General features: G+C 53.8%; 19 protein-coding genes. 12 read left to right on the top strand and 7 right to left on the bottom strand.

The window, feature by feature from the left end; genetic code table 11:
* Positions 1-4: 4 nt before the first annotated feature.
* Together AACY82_RS09355 and AACY82_RS09360 are read right to left on the bottom strand one after the other, a co-directional pair.
* Positions 5-1,207 carry an arabinogalactan endo-1,4-beta-galactosidase gene (locus AACY82_RS09355; protein ID WP_339616532.1) on the bottom strand — a complete coding sequence of 401 codons (1,203 nt, stop codon included), beginning with the start codon at positions 1,205-1,207 and terminating at the stop codon, positions 5-7.
* 101 nt (positions 1,208-1,308) lie between these two features.
* Positions 1,309-4,041: a TonB-dependent receptor gene (locus AACY82_RS09360; protein WP_339616533.1), complete on the bottom strand. Its 2,733-nt coding sequence runs from the start codon at positions 4,039-4,041 to the stop codon at positions 1,309-1,311.
* Between the two features lie 387 nt (positions 4,042-4,428).
* Between AACY82_RS09360 and galE the strand changes: the two genes are divergently transcribed.
* The 4 genes from galE to galK are packed head-to-tail and all read left to right on the top strand — an operon-like array spanning position 4,429 to position 9,329.
* Positions 4,429-5,481, top strand: a complete 1,053-nt coding sequence (gene galE, locus AACY82_RS09365; RefSeq protein ID WP_339616534.1) for a UDP-glucose 4-epimerase GalE — start codon at positions 4,429-4,431, stop codon at positions 5,479-5,481.
* Between the two features lie 48 nt (positions 5,482-5,529).
* Positions 5,530-7,086 carry a sodium/sugar symporter gene (locus tag AACY82_RS09370; RefSeq protein ID WP_339616535.1) on the top strand — a complete coding sequence of 519 codons (1,557 nt, stop codon included), beginning with the start codon at positions 5,530-5,532 and terminating at the stop codon, positions 7,084-7,086.
* Positions 7,087-7,107: 21 nt separating this feature from the next.
* A complete protein-coding gene (locus tag AACY82_RS09375; RefSeq protein WP_339616536.1) occupies positions 7,108-8,166 on the top strand; it encodes a UDP-glucose--hexose-1-phosphate uridylyltransferase in 1,059 nt (352 codons plus the stop codon).
* 17 nt (positions 8,167-8,183) lie between these two features.
* A complete protein-coding gene (gene galK, locus AACY82_RS09380; protein ID WP_339616537.1) occupies positions 8,184-9,329 on the top strand; it encodes a galactokinase in 1,146 nt (381 codons plus the stop codon).
* Positions 9,330-9,539: 210 nt separating this feature from the next.
* Here galK and argS read toward each other — a convergent pair whose 3' ends face one another.
* The gene (gene argS, locus AACY82_RS09385; protein WP_339616587.1) at positions 9,540-11,273 is read right to left on the bottom strand and encodes an arginine--tRNA ligase; all 1,734 of its coding nucleotides are present in this window, start codon (positions 11,271-11,273) and stop codon (positions 9,540-9,542) included.
* A 175-nt stretch (positions 11,274-11,448) separates the two neighbouring features.
* Here argS and AACY82_RS09390 point away from each other — a divergent pair, with 175 nt between their 5' ends.
* The 4 genes from AACY82_RS09390 (at position 11,449) to AACY82_RS09405 (ending at position 14,730) form a co-directional block, all read left to right on the top strand.
* Positions 11,449-12,231 (top strand): enoyl-CoA hydratase, encoded by a 783-nt coding sequence (locus AACY82_RS09390; protein WP_339616538.1) that lies wholly within the window; start codon positions 11,449-11,451, stop codon positions 12,229-12,231.
* Between the two features lie 11 nt (positions 12,232-12,242).
* Entirely contained in the window at positions 12,243-13,055 is an 813-nt protein-coding gene (locus AACY82_RS09395; RefSeq protein WP_339616539.1) for an SDR family oxidoreductase, read from the top strand.
* A 168-nt stretch (positions 13,056-13,223) separates the two neighbouring features.
* Positions 13,224-13,958, top strand: a complete 735-nt coding sequence (locus AACY82_RS09400; protein ID WP_339616540.1) for a cytochrome b/b6 domain-containing protein — start codon at positions 13,224-13,226, stop codon at positions 13,956-13,958.
* Entirely contained in the window at positions 13,951-14,730 is a 780-nt protein-coding gene (locus AACY82_RS09405; protein ID WP_339616541.1) for a molybdopterin-binding protein, read from the top strand. The genes AACY82_RS09400 and AACY82_RS09405 overlap by 8 nt, the downstream gene beginning before the upstream one ends.
* Positions 14,731-14,878: 148 nt before the next feature.
* Here AACY82_RS09405 and AACY82_RS09410 read toward each other — a convergent pair whose 3' ends face one another.
* From AACY82_RS09410 to mobA, 4 genes are all read right to left on the bottom strand, one after another.
* Positions 14,879-15,238: a VanZ family protein gene (locus AACY82_RS09410; protein ID WP_339616542.1), complete on the bottom strand. Its 360-nt coding sequence runs from the start codon at positions 15,236-15,238 to the stop codon at positions 14,879-14,881.
* Entirely contained in the window at positions 15,238-16,092 is an 855-nt protein-coding gene (locus tag AACY82_RS09415; protein WP_339616543.1) for a universal stress protein, read from the bottom strand. The genes AACY82_RS09410 and AACY82_RS09415 overlap by 1 nt, the downstream gene beginning before the upstream one ends.
* 31 nt (positions 16,093-16,123) lie before the next feature.
* Positions 16,124-17,608: a SulP family inorganic anion transporter gene (locus AACY82_RS09420; RefSeq protein WP_339616544.1), complete on the bottom strand. Its 1,485-nt coding sequence runs from the start codon at positions 17,606-17,608 to the stop codon at positions 16,124-16,126.
* 308 nt (positions 17,609-17,916) lie between these two features.
* Positions 17,917-18,540 carry a molybdenum cofactor guanylyltransferase MobA gene (gene mobA, locus AACY82_RS09425; protein WP_339616545.1) on the bottom strand — a complete coding sequence of 208 codons (624 nt, stop codon included), beginning with the start codon at positions 18,538-18,540 and terminating at the stop codon, positions 17,917-17,919.
* A gap of 284 nt (positions 18,541-18,824) precedes the next feature.
* Here mobA and AACY82_RS09430 point away from each other — a divergent pair, with 284 nt between their 5' ends.
* The 4 genes from AACY82_RS09430 to AACY82_RS09445 all read left to right on the top strand — a co-directional run bounded on the left by AACY82_RS09430 (position 18,825) and on the right by AACY82_RS09445 (position 23,346).
* Positions 18,825-20,273 carry a catalase gene (locus tag AACY82_RS09430; protein WP_339616546.1) on the top strand — a complete coding sequence of 483 codons (1,449 nt, stop codon included), beginning with the start codon at positions 18,825-18,827 and terminating at the stop codon, positions 20,271-20,273.
* A gap of 144 nt (positions 20,274-20,417) precedes the next feature.
* On the top strand, positions 20,418-21,080 hold the full coding sequence (gene pdxH, locus AACY82_RS09435; RefSeq protein ID WP_339616547.1) for a pyridoxamine 5'-phosphate oxidase: 663 nt from the start codon (positions 20,418-20,420) through the stop codon (positions 21,078-21,080).
* 22 nt (positions 21,081-21,102) lie between these two features.
* Positions 21,103-22,077, top strand: a complete 975-nt coding sequence (locus tag AACY82_RS09440; protein WP_339616548.1) for an NAD(P)H-quinone oxidoreductase — start codon at positions 21,103-21,105, stop codon at positions 22,075-22,077.
* Positions 22,078-22,140: 63 nt separating this feature from the next.
* A complete protein-coding gene (locus AACY82_RS09445) occupies positions 22,141-23,346 on the top strand; it encodes a CoA transferase (RefSeq protein ID WP_339616549.1) in 1,206 nt (401 codons plus the stop codon).
* The last annotated feature ends 289 nt before the right edge of the window (positions 23,347-23,635 follow it).

Below are 23,635 nucleotides of genomic sequence, written 5' to 3' on the forward strand. Positions count from 1 at the left end.
CGTATTATTGGTCTTTGGCAAAAAAATCCATTGCCGGTAAAGGGTTGTTGTTATTGGCTGCATCAAAAAGGCTGGCGTTCTCCCAGTGGGAGCCTGTGCCCCATAGCGTTGAGCAGGCGCTGCTCACCCACGCAGGCTCCCAATAAATAACGCCTAAGCCGCCAGCTTTTTGTACGATGTGTTTTAAATCTAGCAAGTATTGGCGTTGCCCCGATTTGGTGGCAGGGTAGCCGGAAATTAAGCTGTCGCTACCGAGAATATTGTTGGCTTGGTCAAAATTTTCCAGCGTCCAAGGGTAGGCGGTTTCGACAATCATCACGGGCTTTTGGTAGGTGTCGTGCAGATCAATCAGCGATACGTCAAGCTCGCTTAAGGGCACCTCTGACCACTTGGGGTAATAGCTCAAACCAATCAGATCAAAATTATCCAGCCCGGCCGCCGTTGCTTGGGCAAACCAACGAACGGCGTTTTCGGGTTGGGCGATATGAATCATGGTTTGGATGTCGGCCTCAAAGCGCGTGTTTATATCGTCCACCGCAGCCAGACCGCTGTGAAACAACGCAATCGAGCGGGGCCAGTTAATACTCGCGGTTTCATCTTGCGTACTGGCGGGTTTTAAAATTTCGATATTGGTTTCGTTGCCGATTTGCACATACTCGGGTAACTGGTCGTCTTCAGCTAGTTGCGCGAGTACCTCTTGAGTGTAATCGTTTAACGCTTGGGCAAGGGCCTCGGTATCGCCGTACAAATGCTCCCACGCGGCGGGAATAATTTGCTTGTGCGGGTCGGCCCAGGTGTCAGAGTAATGAAAGTCCAGTAACACTTTTAACCCGGCGGCGTGCGCTCGCTCGATGGTTTTACGGACATCCGCAAAGTTAGAGTATTGCGTCCAGTCGGGGTTGTGCCAGAGCCTCACGCGAACAATATCGGTGCCAGCGTTGGCAAACAGCTGGTATGGGTCGGTGATGACATTGTCGTGGCGGTATTGTACGCCGCAGTCCAATAGCTCGTTAACGTATGATAAATCGGCGCCGGTATAAAATTCACCATCGCGAGATTGACTAGACGACGACCGATCAGATGATGACTGGTTAGAGCGAGGCTGACTGGACGATAGGCTGGTGTGAGTGTCGGGTGCTGAGGTGCTACCGCTACAGCCTGCTAAGAGGATCGTCAGTAGACACAGAGAAAAGGGCCTTAAGTGCATGATGGCTCCTGTATGTAACAAGGTGCGCTATTTTACAGCGCGAAAAAGTGCACCGACGAAGCCGTAGGTGCACAAGCTTGGATCATTCAAACGTTAGTGAGTTACAGCTTCCAGTTAATGCCCACCACATAACGCTGGCCAAACTCTTCATACTTGTTGTAGTGATCGGGGTTGTTGGATTCTAATCCGTACACCTTGTAAGGTTCGTCTGTTAGGTTTTGCACTTGCAGCAACACTTTTATGTTGTCGTTTACCTCGTAGGACAAGCTCAAGTCGAGATAGCCCTCGGCCGCATTAACACCCTCTTCACCTTGTACCCGATTAACGTCGCGCTGAAATTCACTGCGGTAGTTGTAGGATAAACGGCTTTCAAAGCCTTTGTGGTAGTGCCATAAGGTGGCGGTGCCGACATGCTCGGATAAACCGGTTAAACCAAACGGCTCGGCGTACAGCGGCGTGCCTTGTTTGATGTTGGACTCGGTGTAAGCATAGTTTGCGTATACGCCTAAACCGCCGAGAATACCCGGCAGAAAATCAAACGCCTGTTGATACATTAGCTCGTAACCGCGAATATAGCCGCCCGAGCCATTAACCGGCAGTGACAGCGAGTATTCCGAGCCATCTACTACAATGGTTTTGGCACCGGCCTGGCGGGCGATGTACGAATCCATATGCTTGTAGTAAACCGTGGCGGCAACACTGTCACCCTCGGCAAAGTACCACTCGTAAGATAGGTCCACCTGTGTGGCGCGGAAGGGTTCTAGCTCTGGGTTGCCCGAACCGGACTCGCCGGGGTTAGGCGCATACTGATCTTGGCTGAGATCTACCGCCGGGCTTAAGAAATCCAGCGGCGCACGGGCAATGGTTTTAGCGGCGGCAAAACGGACGATGGTATCGTTGGTTAGATCGAGCGCTAAGTTAAGGCTCGGTAAAACATCGTCGTAGCTGTTGTCAACCGTAACTGGTGAGGCCGTGGGTGGCACCTCTACCCAGTTGCCGGAGCCCGGCGGCTGCTCGACCCAAGTACTGGCGTTTAATAATTGGTAGCCGCTGGAGCTATTATCGGTACTGACGGCACGAACCCCGATATTACCGGTTAGCGGTAAGCCGGCGACACTGGTGGCAATGTCTAGCTGTACAAACGCAGCGGTAATTTCCTCGGTGACGTTCCAGCCCGCGAGCAAGTCGTTGTTGTCGCCCGGTGTGGGGTTGGCAAGGCCGCCAAAGTATTGGTTAATCACCGCGTCGCGATCAAGGGTTAGGTATTCTGGTAAATCGCTCCAATAATCGTCGGCGTTGGCGTCGATCACTAGGCTCGGATCAATACCGCTGCTGTTAGCGGTTACAAATTGATCCCAAATTTGCGCATCTTGAGATTTCTCGCGGTCCGAGTAGCGCACACCAAAGCTAACCCCGTTGAAGATGCCGGCATCGAGCTCGCGGCGTGCTTCTAACATAATAGCGCCGATAGAGTCGTTGCCCGTAGCGCGTGGTTGTACGGTGATGTTGTCGATTTGGTTTTGCGATAGATCGGTCAGGCTTACGCCTGAGTCTAAACCGAATACCAAACGACCGTCACCATCGTCAGAAAACGTGGCGAATATATCGCTAGAGGTATTGCTGGTGCGCACAGAATGCCATTCGCGGTCGCGGTTGGTTTCGGAGTAAGAAATGTCGGCGGCGAGATCCCAGCGTTCGAGATGCCAATCGAGCTTTAAACCGTTGCTGATTAACTCGTCGGTTTGGCTAAAGTGCTCGTTTAGGTTGCGCAGTGAGCTTAAACCCACGCGGCCGGCAATTAAATCTTGTGGCCCGGCATCGTCGTTGGTGTAGCGGGTCGGTACGCTGTCCAGTACTTGCCATTGGCGCTCGTAAGCAGGGTCGATGTTAAAGTCAAAACCGCGTTGCTCTTCGTCAATTTCAAGGCGGGAGTAAAAGAAGTCGTAGGCCAGCTCGACGTTGTCGCTGGGTTGCCACTGTATAACAGCCATGCCGCCGATGCGCGAATCTTCCCCGCCGCGCACTAATGCCGAGCCACCCCACGGGGCGTTATAGCTTTGGCCTTCGGCCTCGTTCCACTGCGTGTTGTGCCAGGTGTCGCCGTAGTTCCACAGCTCTGCCCGCTGGGTGGCGATGGGTTGATCCTGGCCGGCAATACCGATGGCAACGCCTAACGTTTCGTCGGCAAACTGATCAATGTAAGAGGCGCTGTAACGGGTGCCGACACCACTGTTAGCGGCATCGTCAATGGCGCTGCCCAGCTCGTACACGGAGCCGCGTACACCAAGGGCGACGACGCGATCGTCGTAATCCAGTGGTGCTACCGTTTCGAGGTTGATCGTGCCCGATACGCCGCCTTCGGCGAGCTTCGCCTGAGGGGTTTTGTACACTTGGGCGGCGTTAATCAGCTCGGCGGGAAACTGATCGTAGCGGATGTTGCGGTCTTCTTCTACGGTGGCCACTTCGCGACCGTTGAGGGTGGTCAAGCCCAATTGCCCGCCCATGCCACGAATCGATATCTGGCTGCCGTTCCCGCGGTCGCGGTCTTGGGCAAGGCCTGGCAGCCGCGCCAAGCTTTCGGTAATAGAAACGTCTGGCAGCTGGCCTATATCTTCGGCCGAGATTGCCTCAATTAAACTGGCAGAGTCGCGTTTTTGCTCCAGCGCCGATTGCAAGCTTTTTTGATAGCGGCCCATTACCACGACTTCTTCCAGTGCTGGAGCTGAGGCTTCATCGGTATTGGACTGTTGTGCAAATGCGGATTGAGCGGTTAGGCCCACCACGGTTGCAAGAATGGTGTGACTGGCATAGTGCTTTAAGTCGACGGGATACATGGGTGTCTCCGTTGTTTTTATGTAAAGGTTGTGTGCAAGTATTGGCCGAGCTTGACTCACCAAGAGCTGCCCGGTTTTGTGGTTGTGTGCTCGCTAATGTTGCTCTTAAGGCTGTTGCCCTGATTAGGGTAAGTTTTTGTTATGTTAATATAGTGAGATATATATTATAAATTAAAGTGTCGGCGTGTAAACACTTCTCAACGCCTTTATCTGTGCTGTGAGCGGGTGGTTGCCATTGCGCGTTGGCGCCAGTGTTGACGATTTAGGTGCCATGCGTCTTTTAAAACCGGAAAAAGCGGCGGACTGCTGAGTTGAATCAACCTTTGGCATTCGAGCGAAATTCGATTACTATAGTATTTATATTATATATAAAAGCTTGGAGTTTTCTTGAAAGAGCCACAAGAGATAGGTGAGTTGCCTGCCATTTTGGTCACCGGGGGCGCCGGTTATATTGGTAGCCATGTGTGTGTTGAGTTGATTGCGGCGGGCTACCGGCCGGTTATCGTGGATAATTTTTGCAATAGTAAGCCTGCGGTACTGGATCGTATTGCGACTATTTCTGGTTATCGCCCCAGCTGTTATCGCTTAGACATTAATGATCGCGCGGCTTTGAGCGAGGTGTTTGTCGCCGAGGAAATTCAGGCGGTGATGCATTTTGCCGGCTTAAAAGCCGTGGGCGAGTCCACCCAGATTCCGCTAACCTACTACCGCGATAACGTTGCGGGGACTTTGACCTTATGCGAGGTGATGGCCGAGCACGAGGTGTGGAATTTGATTTTCAGCTCGTCGGCGACAGTCTATGGCGACCCACAAACAGTACCGATCGACGAGTCGTTTCCCCGTCAGGCTACTAACCCATACGGGCGCAGCAAGTTGATGGTCGAGCAAATGCTAGAAGACACTGCTGCGGCCCCCGAGGCCCGTTGGAATCTTAGCTTGCTGCGTTACTTTAACCCGATCGGGGCTCACGCCAGCGGCTTGATAGGGGAAGATCCATCCGGCATTCCCAACAATTTAGTGCCCTATGTGGCGCAAGTGGCTATTGGTAAGCGCGAGGCCGTGAGTGTGTTTGGCCACGATTACGACACGCTTGATGGCACCGGTGTGCGCGATTATATCCATGTGGTGGATCTAGCCGGTGGCCACGTGGCGGCACTTAACACTTTGTTAGGCTTGGCGCCCGGTTGTCGGGCGTATAATCTGGGTACAGGTATCGGTTACTCGGTGTTGCAAGTTATCGCTGCATTTGAGCAAGCCTGTGGCAAAACCATCGAGTATACCTTGGCCCCACGCCGAACCGGCGACATCGCCGTCTGTTATGCCAACCCTGAACACGCCGAGCAGGCGCTGGGTTGGCGGGCGCGCTTTGGGCTGAATGAGATGATGCGTGATACCTGGCACTGGCAAAGCAATAACCCTGAGGGTTACCCCAACGCTTAAGGGTACGCTTGTTATAACAATAACGGTAAATATTAAAAGGTTGATCCCATGAATATTAGCAGTATCGATATCGGCGTGTTTGTCGCCTATTGTCTATTCCTTCTCGTGCTCGCTTGGTGGGTCTCGCGGGAGAAAGCCGGCCATGACAAGAACAGCTCGGATTACTTCTTGGCGAGTAATTCACTGCCTTGGTGGGCGGTAGGTTCGTCGTTGGTGGCGGCTAATATCTCGGCCGAGCAGATTATTGGTATGTCCGGTTCGGGCTATGCCATTGGTTTGGCCATCGCCTCGTATGAGTGGATGGCGGCCATTACTTTGATTGTAATCGGCAAGTGGTTTTTACCGATACTGCTTGAGAAAAAAATCTACACCATGCCGCAATTTTTAGAACAGCGCTTTGATAAACGCGTGCAGCTGGTGATGGCGTTTTTTTGGTTGGCGGTGTACACCTTCGTTAACTTAACGGCGGTGTTGTACTTAGGCGCGCTGGCCATCAAAACCATCGTCGGTGTCGACATGATGTACGGCATGCTGTTTTTAGCGGTGTTTTCTATGGCGTACTCGCTGTACGGCGGCTTAAAAGCGGTGGCGTTAACGGATATTGTGCAAGTTGTATTGCTGGTTTTTGGCGGCTTGTTGGTCAGTTACCTGGCTTTGGTGGAGGTTTCTGGTGGCCAGGGCGTGGTAAGTGGTTTTCAGACGTTGCTTGAAAAAACACCCGAAAGTTTCGATTTAATTCTCTCGCCCGAGCATGAAGATTACATCAGCCTTCCCGGTATCTCGGTGTTGATTGGCGGCATGTGGATTATGAACTTGTCCTACTGGGGGTTTAACCAATACATCACTCAGCGCACCTTGGCGGCTAAAAGCCTACGTGAGGCGCAAAAAGGTATGGCGTTTGCCGCTTTCTTAAAACTCTTGATGCCAGTTTTGGTGGTGTTGCCTGGTATTGCCGCGTTGGTGTTGGCTCCCAACCTGGAGCGCCCCGATATGGCTTACCCCGAGATGATGAAGTTGGTGCCCGCCGGTTTGATGGGGCTGACATTTGCCGCCTTGGTCGCCGCCGTAGCCTCATCGCTTAGCTCGATGGCAAATAGTGTGTCGACGATTTTCACCATGGATATTTACCGCCAGTTAAGCCGCGGCGAAACGTCCGAGAAAAAATTGGTAATGATTGGTCGTGTGGCCGCGGTTACCGCGATGGTGCTTGCAATGATTATTGCCGAACCGCTACTGGGTAAGCTGGATCAGGCCTTCCAATACATTCAAGAATTTACCGGCTTCTTTACGCCCGGCATCGTCGCTATCTTTATTTTGGGCTTTTTTGTGAAGCGTGCTAACGCAAACTCGGCGTTGTTGGCGGCGATATCGTCCGTGGTGCTGTCTATTTTGGCACGACTGTTTTGGCCCGAGTTGCCGTTTATGGATCGTGTTGGCTTGATCTTTATTATCTGTATGGCGCTGGGGTTGGCGGTTCGCTCTAAACAAAACAGTGAAAAAGCCATTGAGTTGGGGCATATGGACTTCTCCACCAGTACCGGCTTTAACATTGCGACGGCTTGTATTGTCGTTATTTTAACCGCGCTGTACGCGGCTTGGTGGTAATCGGTTTTTGAGGTAAATAACGTGACGGAAACAAATCAATCCAATAAAGCGGCGCTCGATGATCAGAGTCATCGCCGCTGGAACCCGCTGCTGGACGAGTGGGTTCTGGTGTCGCCCCATCGGGCCAAGCGGCCGTGGCAGGGGCAGCAAGAAGCGCCCGCCACGTATGTGCCGCCAAGCTATGATGCCAGCTGCTATCTCTGCGCTGGTAATAAACGTATTACGGGGGATATTAACCCCGCGTATCAGGGCACTTTTGTGTTCGATAACGATTTTCCGGCACTGCAAAATAACGCTGTCGAGCTAGATGTGCCAGATGACTCGTTGTTGGTGGCTCGGTCGGTTCAGGGCGCAGCGCGGGTGATTTGTTTTTCTCCCGATCACAGTAAAAGTTTACCGCAGTTGAGTGAAGCGGCCTTGGTGGGTGTGATTGATACTTGGGTAACGCAACTGTTAGAGCTGGGCGCGCAGTACGAGTGGGTACAAATCTTTGAGAATAAAGGCGCGGTAATGGGATGCTCTAACCCACACCCGCACGGCCAAGTTTGGGCGCAAGATCAACTGCCCACAGAGGCGGCTAAAATAGACGCTAACCTCGCGCGTTATCAACACGAGCACGAACGCAATTTATTACTGGATTACGCCGAGAAAGAGATCGCTCTGGGTGAAAGGGTCGTGGAGCAAAACGATCACTGGGTGGTTGTCGTGCCTTTCTGGGCTTGCTGGCCCTTTGAGACATTGTTGTTGCCGCGTATGCCGGTGACTCATTTAGATCAGCTCAACGTCGAACAGAAAGCGTCGTTAGCACAGATATTAAAGCGCTTTTTAACCCGCTACGACAATTTGTTTCAGTGTAGTTTTCCCTACTCAATGGGGTGGCGCGGCCGCGCGTTTAATAACCAGGACCAATCTCACTGGCAATTGCATGCCAGCTTTTTTCCGCCGCTGTTGCGCAGCGCTAGTGTTAAGAAGTTTATGGTGGGGTATGAAATGTTGGCTGAGGCGCAGCGGGATATCACCCCCGAACAGGCGGCCGAGCGCTTGCGTGCATGTTCGACGACACATTTTCTGAGCGAGTAGGGGGATTGGTAGCGTTAATGCAAACAGATGTAAAAAATGGGTTCGAACGCGTTTTTGGTGCGCCTCCTACCGCTTTGTTTTTTGCCCCCGGCCGGGTGAATTTGATTGGCGAGCACACCGATTACAATGACGGGTTTGTCTTGCCTTGCGCTATTGGCTACGGCACTTATTTGGCCCTTAGCCCACGAGAAGATACCGTCGTTAAAGTGGTTGCCGGTAACTTTGATGACGCTGTAAGTGAGTGGGACTTAACCACCAGTATCGCGCGCGATGCTGTGCAGTCTTGGTCAGATTACTTGCGCGGCGTGTGTGCGCATTTCGCGCGTGAGCGTGCTTTTATTAAAGGCATGAATATTTACGTGTTGGGTAATGTTCCCCGAGGCGCAGGCCTTAGCTCTTCGGCATCTTTGTCGGTTGCGTTTGCCACCGCGTGCAGTGAACTAAACCAGCTGGGGCTGGACAAGCGCGAGGTCGCGCGTATTTGCCAGCACGCCGAGAGTGAGTTTGCCGGCTGTAACTGCGGCATTATGGATCAGCTCGCATCGGCGGCGGGCGAGGCGGGCAATGCGTTGCTGCTCGATTGTCGCGATTTGTCGTATCGATCTGTTTCCATGCCGGCGGACTTGAGTTTGATGATTATCGACTCGAAGGTGGAGCGACAATTAGTGGGCAGTGAATACAATGATCGCCGCGAAGACTGCGAGCGGGCGGCGAGAATCATGTCAGTCGCAAGTTTGCGCGAGGCCGACTTGGCCATGCTCGCGGCGCACAAAGACGCGCTGGACGATGCGGCCTATCGGCGTGCTCGGCACGTGATTACCGAAAACGAGCGCACGGTCAATGCGGCAAAGGCTTTGGCTGACAATGATTTGTCGAGCTTGCATGGGCTAATGGCGGCGTCCCATGTATCCATGCGTGATGACTTTGAAATAACCGTGCCGGAGATCGACTTTTTGGTGGCAACCGTCGAGCAGATGCTAGATAACAACGGCGGCGTGCGCATGACGGGCGGCGGCTTTGGGGGCTGCGTGGTAGCCTTGGTGCCTAACGATCTGAGCGCCGCCATTGCCGAGCAAACCCGTACCCGTTACCTTGAGCACTATAATCGGCACGCCGAAGTTCATATTTGTCACGCCAGCCAAGGTGCCCAGCGCATTGGCTAACTAAAGAGCGCGGACAAAATGCCCACCCGCGTCGTTGCTCTTTTTGCCAAGGGCTACGGCCATTGCCTGCAAAGAGCGCCTAGCGGTTGAACGTTTTGGACTCGCGCAGAGACAATTCAGAATTGATAGCGGCGCCCTTAAGGTTTCGCATAAAAAAACGCCCGATTATTACTCATAACCGGGCGTTTTTTTGTAGCGCTACACGCGAGTTTACATTCTTTCGCTGACTTCAATGCCCAGCATATCTAAACCTGTTGCCAGTGTACGCGATGTTGCGTGGCACAAGCGCAAGCGACTGGCTTTAAGCTCGGCCGGTACATCCGATTTTAATATTGGGCAAGCTTCGTAAAAACGCATGTACAAGCTGGCCACATCGTACAGGTAAGTGCATAACAAATGCGGCAGGGCGTCGCCGGCCACTTGCTCCAGTACCTCACCCAGCTGTAGTAACTTAATCGCCAAGGCTTTTTCTTGCTCGGTGCCCAGAATAATATCGCCGGTTAACTCGTCTGGGTTAATGCCGGCCTTGCGAAAAATACTCTGAATCCGCGTGTACGCGTATTGCAAATAGGGGCCTGTGTTGCCTTCAAAGCTGAGCATGGTGTCCCAGTTAAACACGTAATCGTTGGTGCGGGTTTTCGATAAGTCAGCGTATTTAACCGCACCAATACCCACTTTGCGGGCAATCTCGCTTGCGCCTTCAAGCTCGGGGTTTTTCTCGGTAATGACCGCCGCGGCGCGCTCTACCGCTTCGTCAAGCAATGCTGATAATTTAACGGTACCGCCCGAGCGAGTTTTAAAGGGCTTGCCATCGGCGCCCATCATAGTGCCAAACGCGTGGTGCTCTAAGCTCACGTCGCTGTCGACAAAGCCGGCTTTGCGAGCGAGGGTAAACACTTGTTGCATGTGCAGTGATTGGCGCGCATCGATAAAGTATAAAATGCGGTCGGCACCCAGTTGACCCGCACGGTAGCGAATGGCCGCCAGGTCGGTGGTGGCATACAAAAAGCCGCCACCTTGCTTTTGAATAATGACGGGCGATGGGTTGCCTTCTTTGTCGGCCAACTCATCCAAAAATACAACTTGCGCACCTTGATCTTCTACGGCCAGCTGCTGATCTTTTAACTCTTGCAGCAGCGGCGCTAAGTCTTCGTTGTAAAAGCTCTCGCCGCACACGTCTTGCTCGGTTAGGGTGACATTAAGCTTGCGGTAAATATCGGCGCTGTGCTCTAGCGAGACCTGCTTAAATTGCTCCCACAGTTTTAACACATTGGCGTCGCCCGATTGCAGCTTAACCACGTACTCGCGGGCTTTGTCAGCAAAGGCTTGGTCGGCGTCAAAGTGCGCCTTTGATTGCTGGTAAAAAACCTCTAAATCTTTTAGGGCCATTGCGGCGCTGGCATCGGTTTGCAGGGTTTCTTCCAGCTCGGCGATCAGCATGCCAAATTGGGTGCCCCAGTCGCCCACGTGATTTTGCCGAATGACTTTGTGGCCCAAGCGGCTGAGTATACGCACCAGCGCATCGCCAATAATACTCGAGCGCAAATGGCCCACGTGCATCTCTTTGGCGAGGTTAGGGGATGAGTAGTCAATGACAATGGTTTTGGGCTCGGCGGCGGGGTTAATGGCAAGCGCATCGTCTTGCTCCGCATCGGCGACACACTCGGCTAACCACTCGGGCTTTAAATGAATATTGATAAAGCCGGGCCCGGCGATTTCCAGCTTATCGGCGATATCGTCCAGTTCAACTAACTCGACAATCTTAGCGGCGAGCTCCCGTGGGTTGGTGCCCATCTTTTTGGCGGCGCCCATGGCGCCGTTGGCTTGGTAATCGCCAAAACCGGCTTTTTTGGCCGCAGCCACCATGGGACGACATTCAATAGGGATACCGGCCAGGGTCATGGCGGTTTGGATTCGGGCGGTAAGCTGTTCGCGGATGTTCATAGTGCCTAGGTCTGTCATTGTGTGAGGCGCAATTGTACCGGTCAGGCGCGAGGGTGTCATCTGCGCAAATCCGGTCTGCGCCGCTAAAACTGTGACATTCTCAGGTTTCGGCCCGGCGACAGAAGGTCTACACTCAATGGGTATTGTGTGAGGTACCCAAACTTTGGAGGTGAGAGTGAATCTGCCGTTGCAGCTGTGTCAGGAAGTACACGCCGAGTGTGTCCGCTCGGTGCTTAAAATCCAAATTAACCGCCCCGCCCAGAAAAACGCCCTGTCGCTGGCGATGTATCAATCTTTAGCCGATGCGCTCGCGTGGGCTCAAACCGCCGACGAGGTGCGGGTGGTGCGTATTACCGGCAGTGGCGATAGCTTTACCGCGGGCAATGATCTGGCTGATTTTATGTCGGCCCCCGAATTAACCCAAGATCATCCGGCGCGTCAGTTTATGCGGGCAGTTATGGGGCTGCATAAACCACTGGTGGCCGAAGTAAATGGAGCCGCCGTTGGTATTGGCACCACCTTATTGTTGCACTGCGATTTAGTCTACGCCTGTGAAGATGCGTTTTTTCAGTTGCCCTTTGTCAAATTGGGCCTGTGCCCCGAGTTTGGCGCAAGCGCCTTGCTGGCCGAGCGGGTAGGCGTGGCGCGAGCGCGTGAGATGCTTATGCTGGGCGAGCCGATACTTGCGTCGGATGCCCACCGGTTTGGCTTAATTAATGAGGTGTACAGCGATGAGCGTCTTGAAGGTGAAGTCGACTGGGTGTGCCGCGAATTGGTTAACCGCCCACCACAGGCGCTGGCTGTGACCAAACACTTACTGCGCGCGGGCGATCAAATCGACTTAGAGGCAGTTATTGAGGCTGAGTTGGTTGAGTTTGCCAAGTGCTTAAATGGCGACGAATGCCGTGCGGCGGTACAAAAAATAATGTCGGGTAATAAGGCCTCCGGCAATAAATAAGGAGTAAGACTGTGTCTGTAACCATAGATTGTGCAGGAAAAACCGTATTAGTCGTCGGCGGCACCAGCGGCATTTGCCGTGGTATTGCCGAGCGCTACGCCAGCTGTGGTGCCAGCGTGTGTGTGATTAGCCGCTCGCAAGACAAAATCGATGAGACCGTAAAAGCACTTAAAGAGCAAGGTGCCCAAGACGCCTGTGGCTACAGCGCTGATGTTCGCGATGGCGAGGCCGTGCGGGAAGCGGTAGGCCAACTCAATGCACGTTGGGGGGCGCTCGACGTTGTGGTCTCGGGCGCTGCCGGTAATTTTCCCGCATTGGCGCGACAGTTGTCTGACAACGGCTTTGGCGCGGTGGTGGATATCGACCTTAAAGGCACCTGGCATGTGATGAGCGCGGTGTATCCGTATTTGCGCAAGCCGGGTGCGTCTATTGTTAATATCTCGGCGCCGCAAGCGCAGCTCGCCATGGCCGGCCAAATTCACGTGTGTGCGGCCAAAGCCGGTGTCGATATGATTACCCGAACGTTAAGCATCGAGTGGGGTGGTGAGGGCGTGCGGGTTAACTCCATTATTCCCGGCCCCATCGAAGGCACCGAGGGTATGGACCGTTTGGCCCCGGGCGAGCAGATGCGCGATAAAATTTTGCAAACTGTACCGCTTAAACGCATGGGCCGCCCGCGGGATATCGCCGATGCCTGCTTGTTTTTAAGCTCCGAGTTAGCCGGGTTTATTACCGGCGCGGTGATTCCGGTGGATGGCGGCTGGCAGTTAGGAGGGGCGGCCTCCATCGGTACCGCGCTGGGTAAAATGCTAGAGGACAAATAGTGCGCGGGTGACAAAACAAAACCGAGTGGTCGGCTCTGTTCACTCGGTTTTGTTGGTCTTATAACGCTCGTCTTACAATGGACCGGACAACACGTGCTGGAATTATTTTCAGCTGGCCAGTGCTGTCCCCTAAGGACACAATAAGAAACGACTATGGATTGACTGCCTATGTCCCGCACCCATGCCACAACGTATAGTTTTTACCGTCACCGTTTGCCGGTGCGTATCACCCATTGGGTTAACGCTTTGTGTCTGCTTATTTTATTGATGAGTGGACTGCAAATCTTTAATGCTCACCCCGCGCTCTATTGGGGCTCAGCGTCCGATTTTGACTCGCCTTGGCTCGCCCTAGGTAGGTTTCCCGGTTGGCTTACTATACCTAGCTGGCAATCGCTGGCGACCGGTCGGCAGTGGCATTTCTTTTTTGCTTGGGCGTTGGTGTTTAACGCAGCCTTATACCTTATCTGGTCTGCCTGCACGGGTCATTTGCGTGACCTGACTCCCACGCGTGCCGATTGGCGCGGCTTTGGCCGCTCGGTAATCGACCATATTAAATTGCGTCACCCCAAGGGCGAGGCCGCCAAGCGTTATAATATTTTGCAAAAGCTGGCGTACTTGATTGTGATTTTTGGTCTCGGCGGACTGATGGTGGTGACCGGCTTGTGCATGTCGCCGCGTATGAACACGGTTATGCATGGTGTACTAGAGCTTTTGGGTGGCCGGCAAAGCGCCCGCAGTTTGCATTTTTTAGCGGCGGGCGGCTTGGTGTTGTTTGTAATGGTGCATTTATTTGAAGTTGCCATAACCGGTTTATGGAATAACCTGCGCTCTATGATTACCGGCCGCTACCGTTATCATGCAAATGGCACAGAGCAAACAAAACCAGAGGCGCGTCATGAGTGATTTTAAAAAAGATCAAAAAACTCGCCGTACGGCACTTAAAAGCCTACTGGCCATCGGCGGCGCCTCAGTATTAAGTGGCTGTGATCGGCTGTCGCGCTCCAGTTGGTTTAAAGGGGTGCTGGGCAGCGCCGAAACGCTCAGCAGTAGGGCGCAACATGCGCTTACATCTCGTCAGAGTATGGCTCGCGAATTTCCTCCGGAGGCCATTTCGCCGCAATTTCGGGCCAACGGTAATACCAACCCAGATACTCCCGCTTACCGACGGTTGCTTGCCGATAATTTCTCCAGCTACCTGTTACAAGTCGGGGGGCAGGTACAAAACCCCATGAACTTGAGCTTAACGGATATTAAAGCCTTGCCGTCACGCACCCAGATTACCCGGCACGATTGCGTAGAGGGCTGGAGTGCAATTGGCCAGTGGACGGGGGCTCAGTTGAGTGCATTGCTCGCTCAAGTACAACCGCTGCCGCAAGCACGCTATGTGGTTTTTCACTGCGCCGACCGCTGGGGCTCAAGCCAAGATCCGTACTACGAAAGCATCGATATGGAAGACGCGCTGCATCCACAAACCCTGCTGGCCTACGAACTTAACGGCGAACCCTTGCCCGTTGCCAATGGCGCTCCGCTGCGTTTGCGTGTAGAGCGGCAACTGGGTTACAAAATGGCCAAATACGTTATGGCGATTGAATTGGTCGAGAGTTTTGCCGACATAGGCAGTGGCAACGGCGGCTTTTGGGAGGACCGTGGTTATGCGTGGTATGCGGGGATTTGATGCTTATCGGGCGGGTGATGAGGATATACGATCTACTAGAGTGTAGCTTTCGTCTTACTCGACCTTTGATTTTTGAACAGTAATAACGACTTAATCTAGAGTAATCAAAACGCCGAAATGAGCATGCAACTGGCTCTTAGAGGTTTGGTTAGCGTTTAACAGCCAATCTCCCCAACCACCAAAGCAACAACCCCAACAAAGTCCCCATCGTATTGGCGGCAATATCGCGCATATCAAAGCTGCGCCAAGGTAGGGTGTATTGAATACACTCGATGCCGGTGGAGAATAAAAACAGTACCGCGAAGCGCCATATCACCGAACGCTGGCCGAAGGCAAAACCGATGGAGACTCCCGCGATTACGTAGCCACTAAAGTGCATGAGTAAGTCGTTAAAGTCGCCCACTACGGCGCCCGGGTTTTTGGCAACCCCGAAGCCGATGTAGATGACCAGCATGACAAAAAACTGCGTGACGCAGAGTGTGCGCCACGCTGAGTGGAGGGCATTCATTAGCGCAGTACCAGTAGTGATACCCGTGTGCGGCAGATCATCGCGGTGGTGGTGGAGCCGACAATAAAGTGACGAATACGCGAGTGACCGTAGGCGCCCATAATCAGCAGGTCGATGTTCTCTTGCGCTTGATAGTCAGACAAGGCTTTCTCGGGGTCGCCCGTTACCAGGGTGGCGGTGGTATCAAAGCCGGCGGTGTTTAGAATCGCCTTGGCTTTATCAAGCGGCGCGCGGTTGTCGGCGGTATCGGCGGCGGCCATCACTAAGTGACAGGGTATGCCTTTAAACAGCGGGCTGGCGGCGACCATCTCAACGCCCTTAAAGGCGGTGGCGCTGCCATCAAAGGCAATCATCACGCGTTTGGGTGCGCTAAAGCTTTGCTGGGCAATAAGCACCGGACAGTGCATGGTGCGAATAATGCCCTCTAGGTGGCTGCCAATGTGGCCGTGGGCGCTGGCGGTATCGGCGCCGCGTTTACCTACCACCAGCATGCGGGTTTCATCTTCGAGGTCTTTGAGAGCGTCTAGCAGCTCGCCATGGCGCTGGCGCGATTCGGCTTCGGCAATGCCATTGCTGGCAACCCGCTCGCGCGCCGCGTGCAGCATAACCTTACCCTGCTCCATGGCGATCTTGCTGCGTTTTTCATCGAGGCTGGCAAGCTCTTCGAGCAGCGCCTCTTGCGAGCCGAGCCCGATAGTGCCGCTTAAATTACCCGCAGCACTGCGGGGAATGTCGTCTAGTACATGGAGCAAGCTCAGTGGCGCATCCATTTGCGTTGCTGACCAAGCGGCGTAGTCGCATACGGCCTGAGCGTATTGAGAATCGTCGATGCAGGCGATCACTTTATTGTTCATACGTGTATCCTTTTTCGTCGCTAGCGGACGGTCAATGACCCATTAACTGGTCGATTGCCTCGGGCTTATCGTGTACGGCAAAACGGTCTACTAAGGTGGCGCTGGCTTCATTCAGACCGATCAGCTCAACCTCTGTTCCGTCGCGGCGAAACTTGAGCACGACTTTGTCGAGAGAGCTAATGGCGGTAATGTCCCAAAAGTGAGCACGGTGTAAGTCGATGGTAACTTTATCCACGGCTTCTTTGAAGTCGAAGCCGGCGATAAACTGCTCGGCCGAGGTGAAGAACACTTGCCCAATTACTTGGTAGGTGCGGTGCTCGCCGGCGTCGTCGACCGTGCTGCCAATATAAAGAATATCGCCCACCTTGCGGGCAAAAAACAGGGCGCTAAGTAGTACCCCCAGTAATACGCCCAGCGCCAGATTATGGGTGGCGACCACGACGGCCACCGTGCTGACCATCACTATCGACGAGCTTTTGGGATTGGTGCGCAGCGCCGCGACGGACGACCAGCTAAAGGTACCAATAGACACCATAATCATCACCGCCACCAGGGCGGCCATGGGGATGCGCGCCACCCAATCGCCTAAAAAGACGACTAAAATGAGCAAAAACACGCCGGCAATTAAGGTGGATAAACGGGTGCGGCCGCCGGACTTAACGTTGATCACTGATTGCCCGATCATGGCGCAACCGGCCATGCCGCCTAGAAAGCCCGAGGCTATGTTGGCGGTACCTTGGCCGACACATTCGCGGTTTTTATTGCTCTCGGTGTCGGTTAAATCGTCGACGATGGTGGCGGTCATCATCGACTCTAACAGGCCCACTACGGCCATGGTGATGGCGTAAGGGAAAATGATTTGCAGTGTTTCAAAGTTAAGCGGAATATCGGGCAGTAAAAATACCGGCAGGCTGTCGGGTAGCTCGCCCATGTCGCCTACGGTGCGAACATCAATGCCAAAATAAATGGCGACGACGGTTAGGCTGACAATGCACACCAGCGGCGAGGGCACCGCGCGGGTAATATAGGGAAACAAATAAATAATACCGAGGCCTGCCGCTAATAACGCAAATACTGACAGCGTGGCATTGTTGCCGGTGATTTCGGGTAGCTGCGCAAGAAAAATTAAAATCGCCAAGGCATTAACAAAGCCCGTTACCACCGAGCGGGAGACAAAGCGCATCAGCCCGCCGAGCTTAAAGACCCCGGCAATAATCTGAAACACCCCACACAATACCGAGGCGGCCAATAAATACTGTAAGCCGTGGTCTTTAACCAAGGTAACCATCAGCAGTGCCATGGCGCCCGTCGCGGCGCTGATCATTGCCGGGCGGCCACCGGTAAAAGCGGTGACAAAGGCGATACAAAAAGAGGCGTAGAGGCCGACTTTAGGATCGACGCCGGCAATAATAGAAAAGGCGATCGCCTCGGGGATTAGCGCGAGCGCCACAACCGTGCCCGAGAGTACGTCGCCGCGAATATTGCCAAGCCAGTGTTGGCGCAGATGGTTCATCATGTTGTAGGTATCCAGTCAGTCAGTGCTAGGCAGCGTTCAGACACGCTTGCCGCACAGCGTAGAGTGTTGCGTATGAAAATCAGGTGATCAAAGGGTGTCAATAACGCCGCATCAGACGGTTAATGCTTAACTCGTTGATTGGCCGGCTAGGTGGGCATATGCCTATGGTGGAGTGATTGTCGCAGTTTGTCTTAGCAAGTTAGCCATTATCTATAGGGCGCCGTTTCTTTGGTTGCTCAAAAAAAGAGGTTGCTCAATAAAGCGCCGCAGTATAGCAAAAAGCGCCGGGCTTGTCGCTGAACAAGCCGCTAGCCGATTTTACTGAGTAGGTCTTGTGCGTGATACAAATCGGCAGGGGCGTTGATGTTTAAAAAAGGGTCGCAGGCTTCGCAGGCGAATTCGACAACGTCGTGGGGGCGCTCGGCAATCCAGTGTTGCAACCATGGGATATCGCCACCAGTGCCGAGCGTGGCGGCCAAGTCGGGTAATAGACTTTTGTGCCAAAGGGCAAATACTGGCTGCATTCGCCCGCCGGAACTTGCCACCACTACTTGCGATTCATCAAGGCGGGCCGCGCTGAGTTGCGCCACTAAGTCGGTGGGGAAGAACGGCGTATCGCAGGCAAAGCTGGCAAGCCATTCATTACGGCTGTCGTGCTCTATCATCCAGCTCATGGCCGCGTGGATACCAGCCATGGGGCCGGGGTTGTCGGCAAATATATCGGGCACCACCGGCAGCTTGGTGCGTGCAAAGCGCAAAGCGTTGCCGTTGGCGCTTAAGAGCAGTTGGCTTACTTGGTCGCGCGAACGCTCGACACTGCGAGCCAGCAGCGTTTTGTCACCCAGAGGCAGCAGGCATTTGTCGCCACCACCCATACGGCGTGCTAGGCCGCCGGCGAGAAGAACACCTACAGGTTTTTGGGGCTGGCTCATGACACCTCAGTTTTGTAGAAATAAGCGCCAATTATACGGGCGCTGGCCGTCGTGCGGAAGCCATTTGTACCTGTGAAACCACACTTCGTCCAGTACTGTTCAATTATAGAGCGGCTATTGGCCTTTTGGTTCAGTCTTGCGATAACTTAATTCTATTTGATCGATTCAGTTAATTAATTTTAGCTAGTGTTCTTGGTTGTTTATAGTGGAACCATAGTGTTGAGTCTAAACTTTTAACCGGATTCAGCGTGTTACAGACTAAACCTCGTAAGGAAGACGCAGCTATGACTAAAACCACGTTAACCACCTCGGCCGGTGCGCCCGTTACCGACGACAATAACAGTATCAGCGCCGGCGAGCGCGGCCCGCTTACTTTTGACAACCATTACCTTTTTGAAAAACTCGCGCACTTTAACCGCGAGCGCATCCCAGAGCGGGTTGTGCACGCCCGCGGTACAGGCGCTTATGGTACTTTTACGTTAAAAGAAAGCTTAAAAGATCACACCATAGCCGACTTTTTGCAGACCGCCGGTGAACAGACCGAGGTGTTTTTGCGCTTCTCTACTGTTGGGGGTGGTCAGGACTCTAGCGATTATGCCCGTGACCCGCGCGGCTTTGCCGTTAAGTTTTACACCAAACAGGGCAACTTTGATGTGGTGGGCAATAACACGCCGGTATTCTTTTTGCGCGACCCGATTAAGTTTCCCGACTTTATTCACTCGCAAAAGAAAAACCCGCGCACCAACTTGCCAGACCCCCAGGCGATATTTGAGTTTTGGGCCAATCACCCTCAGGCGCTGCATCAAATGACGATATTAATGAGCGACCGGGGGATTCCCGCCAGTTACCGTCATATGCACGGCTTTAGCTCGCACACCCTGAGTTTTTGGAACGCGGCTGGCGAGCGGGTTTGGGTCAAGTGGCACTTTAAATCCAACCAAGGGATTAAAACCTTAACCGACGATGAAGCCATGACGTTGCCGTCGTTTGGCGCGCAGCAAGATTTAGTCGAGGCGATTGATAAGGGGGATTACCCAAGTTGGGCGGTGAAGCTGCAAATTATGACCGACGAGCAAGCGGCGAGTTATCACATTAACCCGTTTGATTTGACCAAGGTCTGGCCCCACAAGGATTTTCCGTTGCAAGAAGTCGGCACGCTGGAGCTTAACCGCAACGTCGAAAACTATTTTGCCGAGACTGAGCAAGCGGCGTTTGCGCCGAGTAACTTGGTGCCGGGGGTTGGTGCTTCACCGGATAAAATGTTGCAGGCGCGCTTGTTGGCCTACCAAGACGCGCACCGCTACCGGGTGGGTGTAAATCATAATCAGTTGCCGGTTAATAGTCCGCGTTGCCCGGTGAATAATTATCAGCGCGATGGTCAAATGGCGGGTTGTCCTTATCACAGTGGCAGCGTGCAGGGCTCCGGGGCGAACTTTTACCCCAACGATCGCGCGGCCGAAGGAGCGCCTGATGTAAGTAATCACGTACCTGAGCCGCCACTGGCTTTGTCGGGCGCGGCGGCCACTCGCTACGATACCTCGGACGACGATCACTACACGCAAGCGGGTGATTTGTACCGCTTGATGAGTGACGATCAAAAACAGCAACTGGTGGGTAATATTGCCGGCGGCTTAAGCCAGGCCGATGCCTCGGTACAAGAGCGGATGGTGGCTTTGATTAGCCGCTGCGACGCCGACTATGGCGCCCAAGTGCAGGCCGCCATTAACGCCTAGCCTGTTTGACGTTATTGCCACCGCGAAAATACCCACATTGAGAGATGTGGGTATTTTTTTGGCAAAACCATCGGTTAAACTTTATCGAGGCTCGGCGCGTATAATACCGCTCCATCAACAACGGATAGATCGGGTACGTCAGTCATGAATCAAGACTCTGAACAGCAGCAAAAATTAGAGCAAATGCGCCGCGAGTATACTCGCGGTGGTTTGCGTCGCACCGATTTAGCTGGCGATCCGCTGGCACAGTTTCGGCATTGGTTTGATGAGGCGGTAGAGGCCGGCCTAGGCGACCCCACAGCCATGGTGCTCGCCACGGTTGCTGAAAGTGGGCAGCCATCGCAGCGCATCGTACTGCTCAAGCGTTTAGACGAACTCGGCTTTGTGTTTTACACCAATCGTGCGAGCCGCAAAGGCGGCGAGCTGGCGCACAGTCACTTGGCCAGCCTATTGTTCCCCTGGCACCCTCTAGATCGACAGGTGAAAGTGGCTGGGCGGGTCGAGGTGTTGGGGCAGGCCGATGCTGAGGCCTACTTTGCCTCCCGTCCCCGAGAGAGTCAGTTGGCGGCATTAGCCTCGCAGCAGAGCGAGGTGATTGAGTCGCGCGATGCGTTAATGGCGGAGTTTAACGAGTTAAACGAGCGTTACGCGGATCAACCTATACCCCTGCCGCCCCATTGGGGCGGTTATCGTGTTGTGCCTACCGAGGTGGAGTTTTGGCAAGGCGGTGCGCACCGTTTGCACGATAGTTTTCGTTACCGCTTAACGGACGCGGGTGAGTGGCACATTGAGCGACTCGCGCCCTAGTGAGCACACTATTAAGGATGTTATGAGTTTACCAAGTTCTATTAAAGCGCAGGCTATTGTCGAACAGCAGTTGCGGTTGCAGTCTGTCGCCTGCCCGTGCCCACGCGCCCAAGAGGTGCTTATTAACGTGGCGGCGGCCGGGGTAAACCGCCCCGATGTAATGCAGCGTCAAGGCTTGTACCCGCCACCTGAGGACGCTTCGCCCTTACCGGGGCTAGAAGTTGCGGGCACGGTGGTAGCGTGCGGCGCTGAGGTGAGCCGTTGGCAGGTTGGTGATCAGGTGTGTGCGCTGGTAAATGGCGGTGGTTACGCCGAATACTGTGTGGCGCCCGCAGGGCAGGTGCTGCCTATCCCCCAAGGTTTTAGCCCGGTGCAGGCGGCCGCGTTGCCCGAGACGTTTTTTACCGTTTGGCACAATGTGTTTCAGCGCGGCGCATTAAAAGCCGGTGAAACTTTGTTGCTGCACGGTGGTACCAGCGGCATCGGCACCACGGCCATTATGTTGGCCAAAGCATTCGGCGCGCGGGTACTGTGTACTGCCGGTAGCGATGAAAAATGCCAGGCGGCACAACAACTGGGCGCCGATTTGGCCATTAATTATCGCACCGAGGATTTTGTCGCGCGGGTAAAAGCCGAGGGCGGCGCCGATGTGATTCTCGATATGGTGGGTGGCGATTATATTGCCCGCAATATTAAAGCTGCGGCGGTCGATGGGCGCATTGTTAATATCGCCTATTTGTCTGGTAGCAAAGTCGAGTTGGATTTTGTGTCGGTTATGCTCAAGCGTCTGACGCTGACGGGGTCCACTTTACGGGCGCGCTCAAGCGATGCCAAAGCGGCCCTGGCGCGCGAGCTTGAGCAGCGGGTTTGGCCGTTATTAAATGCCGGTAGCATAAAGCCGTTAATAGCCGCCGAGTTTCCGTTGGCCGAGGCGGCTGCCGCGCACGAACTAATGGAGTCCAGCCGTCATATCGGTAAGATTGTTCTGACGCCGTAACGATTCACTTACCCGCGCGGGCCGCTATTGGCAAGACCATAACAAACACAACAAGGAACATGCATGAGTCAATCTGACGCTCGCCCTTTGGCGGGCATCCGGGTTATTGAGTTTGGTCAGCTAATTGCCGGCCCCTTTGCGGGTTGCCTGCTGGCGTACTTTGGCGCCGAGGTAATTAAAGTCGAGCCGCCGGGTAAGGGTGATCCGATTCGCGGTTGGCGCGCGGTAGAAAACGGCACCTCGTTTTGGTGGCGCAGCATCGGCCGCAACAAAAAAAGTATAACCCTCGATTTAAAATCAGAGCGCGGCCGCGAGCTGGCCGCAGAGCTAATGACCAATGCTGACGTGATCATCGAGAACTTTCGTCCCGGCGTTATGGAATCGTGGGGGTTGGGGCCTGAGCAGATAAAAGCCCTGAACCCTGCTTTGGTTTACACACGAATATCCGGCTATGGCCAAACCGGCCCCTATGCGTCACGGCCCGGCTTTGCGTCTGTTTGTGAGGGCATTAGCGGGTTTCGGTACGTGAATGGCCACCCAGGCGAGGCGCCGGTGAGGCCCAATTTAAGTATCGGCGATTCTATTGCTGGGCTGCATGCAGCGTTTGGTATTGTATTGGCGCTGCTCGGGCGGGCGAATCATAGTGCCGGGGCGGGCCAGGTAGTCGACGTGGCCTTGTACGAATCCATGTTTAATTTAATGGAGGCGGTGATCCCCGAGTACTCCGGTGCCGGGATCGTGCGCGAGCCCTCGGGCAGCACCGTGACGGGTATTGTGCCCACCAATACCTACCGTTGTTTTGATGGTAAATACGTCGTTGTCGGCGGCAACGGTGATTCTATCTTTCAGCGTTTAATGACCGCTGCCGGCCGCCCGGATATGGCAGCGGACCCACGTATGGCCGATAACAGCGGGCGGGTGCAGTGTGAGGAAGAGATTGATCGCGTACTCGCGAGTTGGTGCGCGGGTAAAGACAGCGATGAGATATTGTCTGAACTGGACACTGCGCGCGTTCCATCGGGGCCAATTTACAGTGTTGCGGACATGTTTAGTGACGAGCATTTTAAGTCTCGCGGTTTGTTTGAGCGGGTTGATATCAACGGTAAGCCGCTGGATATTCCCGCTATGGTGCCGCGGTTGGCTGACACGCCCGGTTGTACAGACTGGCCGGGCGGCGAGGTTGGCAGTCATACCGCGACGATTTTACAGGATTTATTGGGGGTTACCCCCGAGGCGCTGGCGCTATTGCGTAAAGATGGTGTGATTTAAACCACCTTATTGTGGTAGCAACTATCATCTGCCTTGAACGTGGGCAAAAGTGATGGCCCTGTATTTGCGCGCGTAGCCCTTACTGAAGAGATCGCGCAACTGATGAGATGCATAGAGATATTGTCCGTTTAATTCCCATAACTGCTTGAAAAACAAGTCAATCATTAGTGAGCTTAATCTTGTGATAATTACCCTAAATGAGACACTTGTCGCAAAGGCTTGACAACGTTGTCCATGTCGAGGTAAAACTAGTATCTGAGTTTTGCTGAAATTATGATAGTTAATAACA

The organism is uncultured Gilvimarinus sp., assembly GCF_963972205.1.
Classification (GTDB): domain Bacteria; phylum Pseudomonadota; class Gammaproteobacteria; order Pseudomonadales; family Cellvibrionaceae; genus Gilvimarinus; species Gilvimarinus japonicus.

Bases quoted from the DNA above. Each gene is read 5' to 3' on its own strand.
- AACY82_RS09355 (WP_339616532.1), bottom strand. From the start codon at position 1,207: ATGCACTTAAGGCCCTTTTCTCTGTGTCTACTGACGATCCTCTTAGCA.
- AACY82_RS09360 (WP_339616533.1), bottom strand. From the start codon at position 4,041: ATGTATCCCGTCGACTTAAAGCACTATGCCAGTCACACCATTCTTGCA.
- AACY82_RS09370 (WP_339616535.1), top strand. From the start codon at position 5,530: ATGAATATTAGCAGTATCGATATCGGCGTGTTTGTCGCCTATTGTCTA.
- galK (WP_339616537.1), top strand. From the start codon at position 8,184: ATGCAAACAGATGTAAAAAATGGGTTCGAACGCGTTTTTGGTGCGCCT.
- argS (WP_339616587.1), bottom strand. From the start codon at position 11,273: ATGAACATCCGCGAACAGCTTACCGCCCGAATCCAAACCGCCATGACC.
- AACY82_RS09400 (WP_339616540.1), top strand. From the start codon at position 13,224: ATGTCCCGCACCCATGCCACAACGTATAGTTTTTACCGTCACCGTTTG.
- AACY82_RS09405 (WP_339616541.1), top strand. From the start codon at position 13,951: ATGAGTGATTTTAAAAAAGATCAAAAAACTCGCCGTACGGCACTTAAA.
- AACY82_RS09410 (WP_339616542.1), bottom strand. From the start codon at position 15,238: ATGAATGCCCTCCACTCAGCGTGGCGCACACTCTGCGTCACGCAGTTT.
- AACY82_RS09415 (WP_339616543.1), bottom strand. From the start codon at position 16,092: ATGAACAATAAAGTGATCGCCTGCATCGACGATTCTCAATACGCTCAG.
- AACY82_RS09420 (WP_339616544.1), bottom strand. From the start codon at position 17,608: ATGATGAACCATCTGCGCCAACACTGGCTTGGCAATATTCGCGGCGAC.
- mobA (WP_339616545.1), bottom strand. From the start codon at position 18,540: ATGAGCCAGCCCCAAAAACCTGTAGGTGTTCTTCTCGCCGGCGGCCTA.
- AACY82_RS09430 (WP_339616546.1), top strand. From the start codon at position 18,825: ATGACTAAAACCACGTTAACCACCTCGGCCGGTGCGCCCGTTACCGAC.
- pdxH (WP_339616547.1), top strand. From the start codon at position 20,418: ATGAATCAAGACTCTGAACAGCAGCAAAAATTAGAGCAAATGCGCCGC.
- AACY82_RS09440 (WP_339616548.1), top strand. From the start codon at position 21,103: ATGAGTTTACCAAGTTCTATTAAAGCGCAGGCTATTGTCGAACAGCAG.
- AACY82_RS09445 (WP_339616549.1), top strand. From the start codon at position 22,141: ATGAGTCAATCTGACGCTCGCCCTTTGGCGGGCATCCGGGTTATTGAG.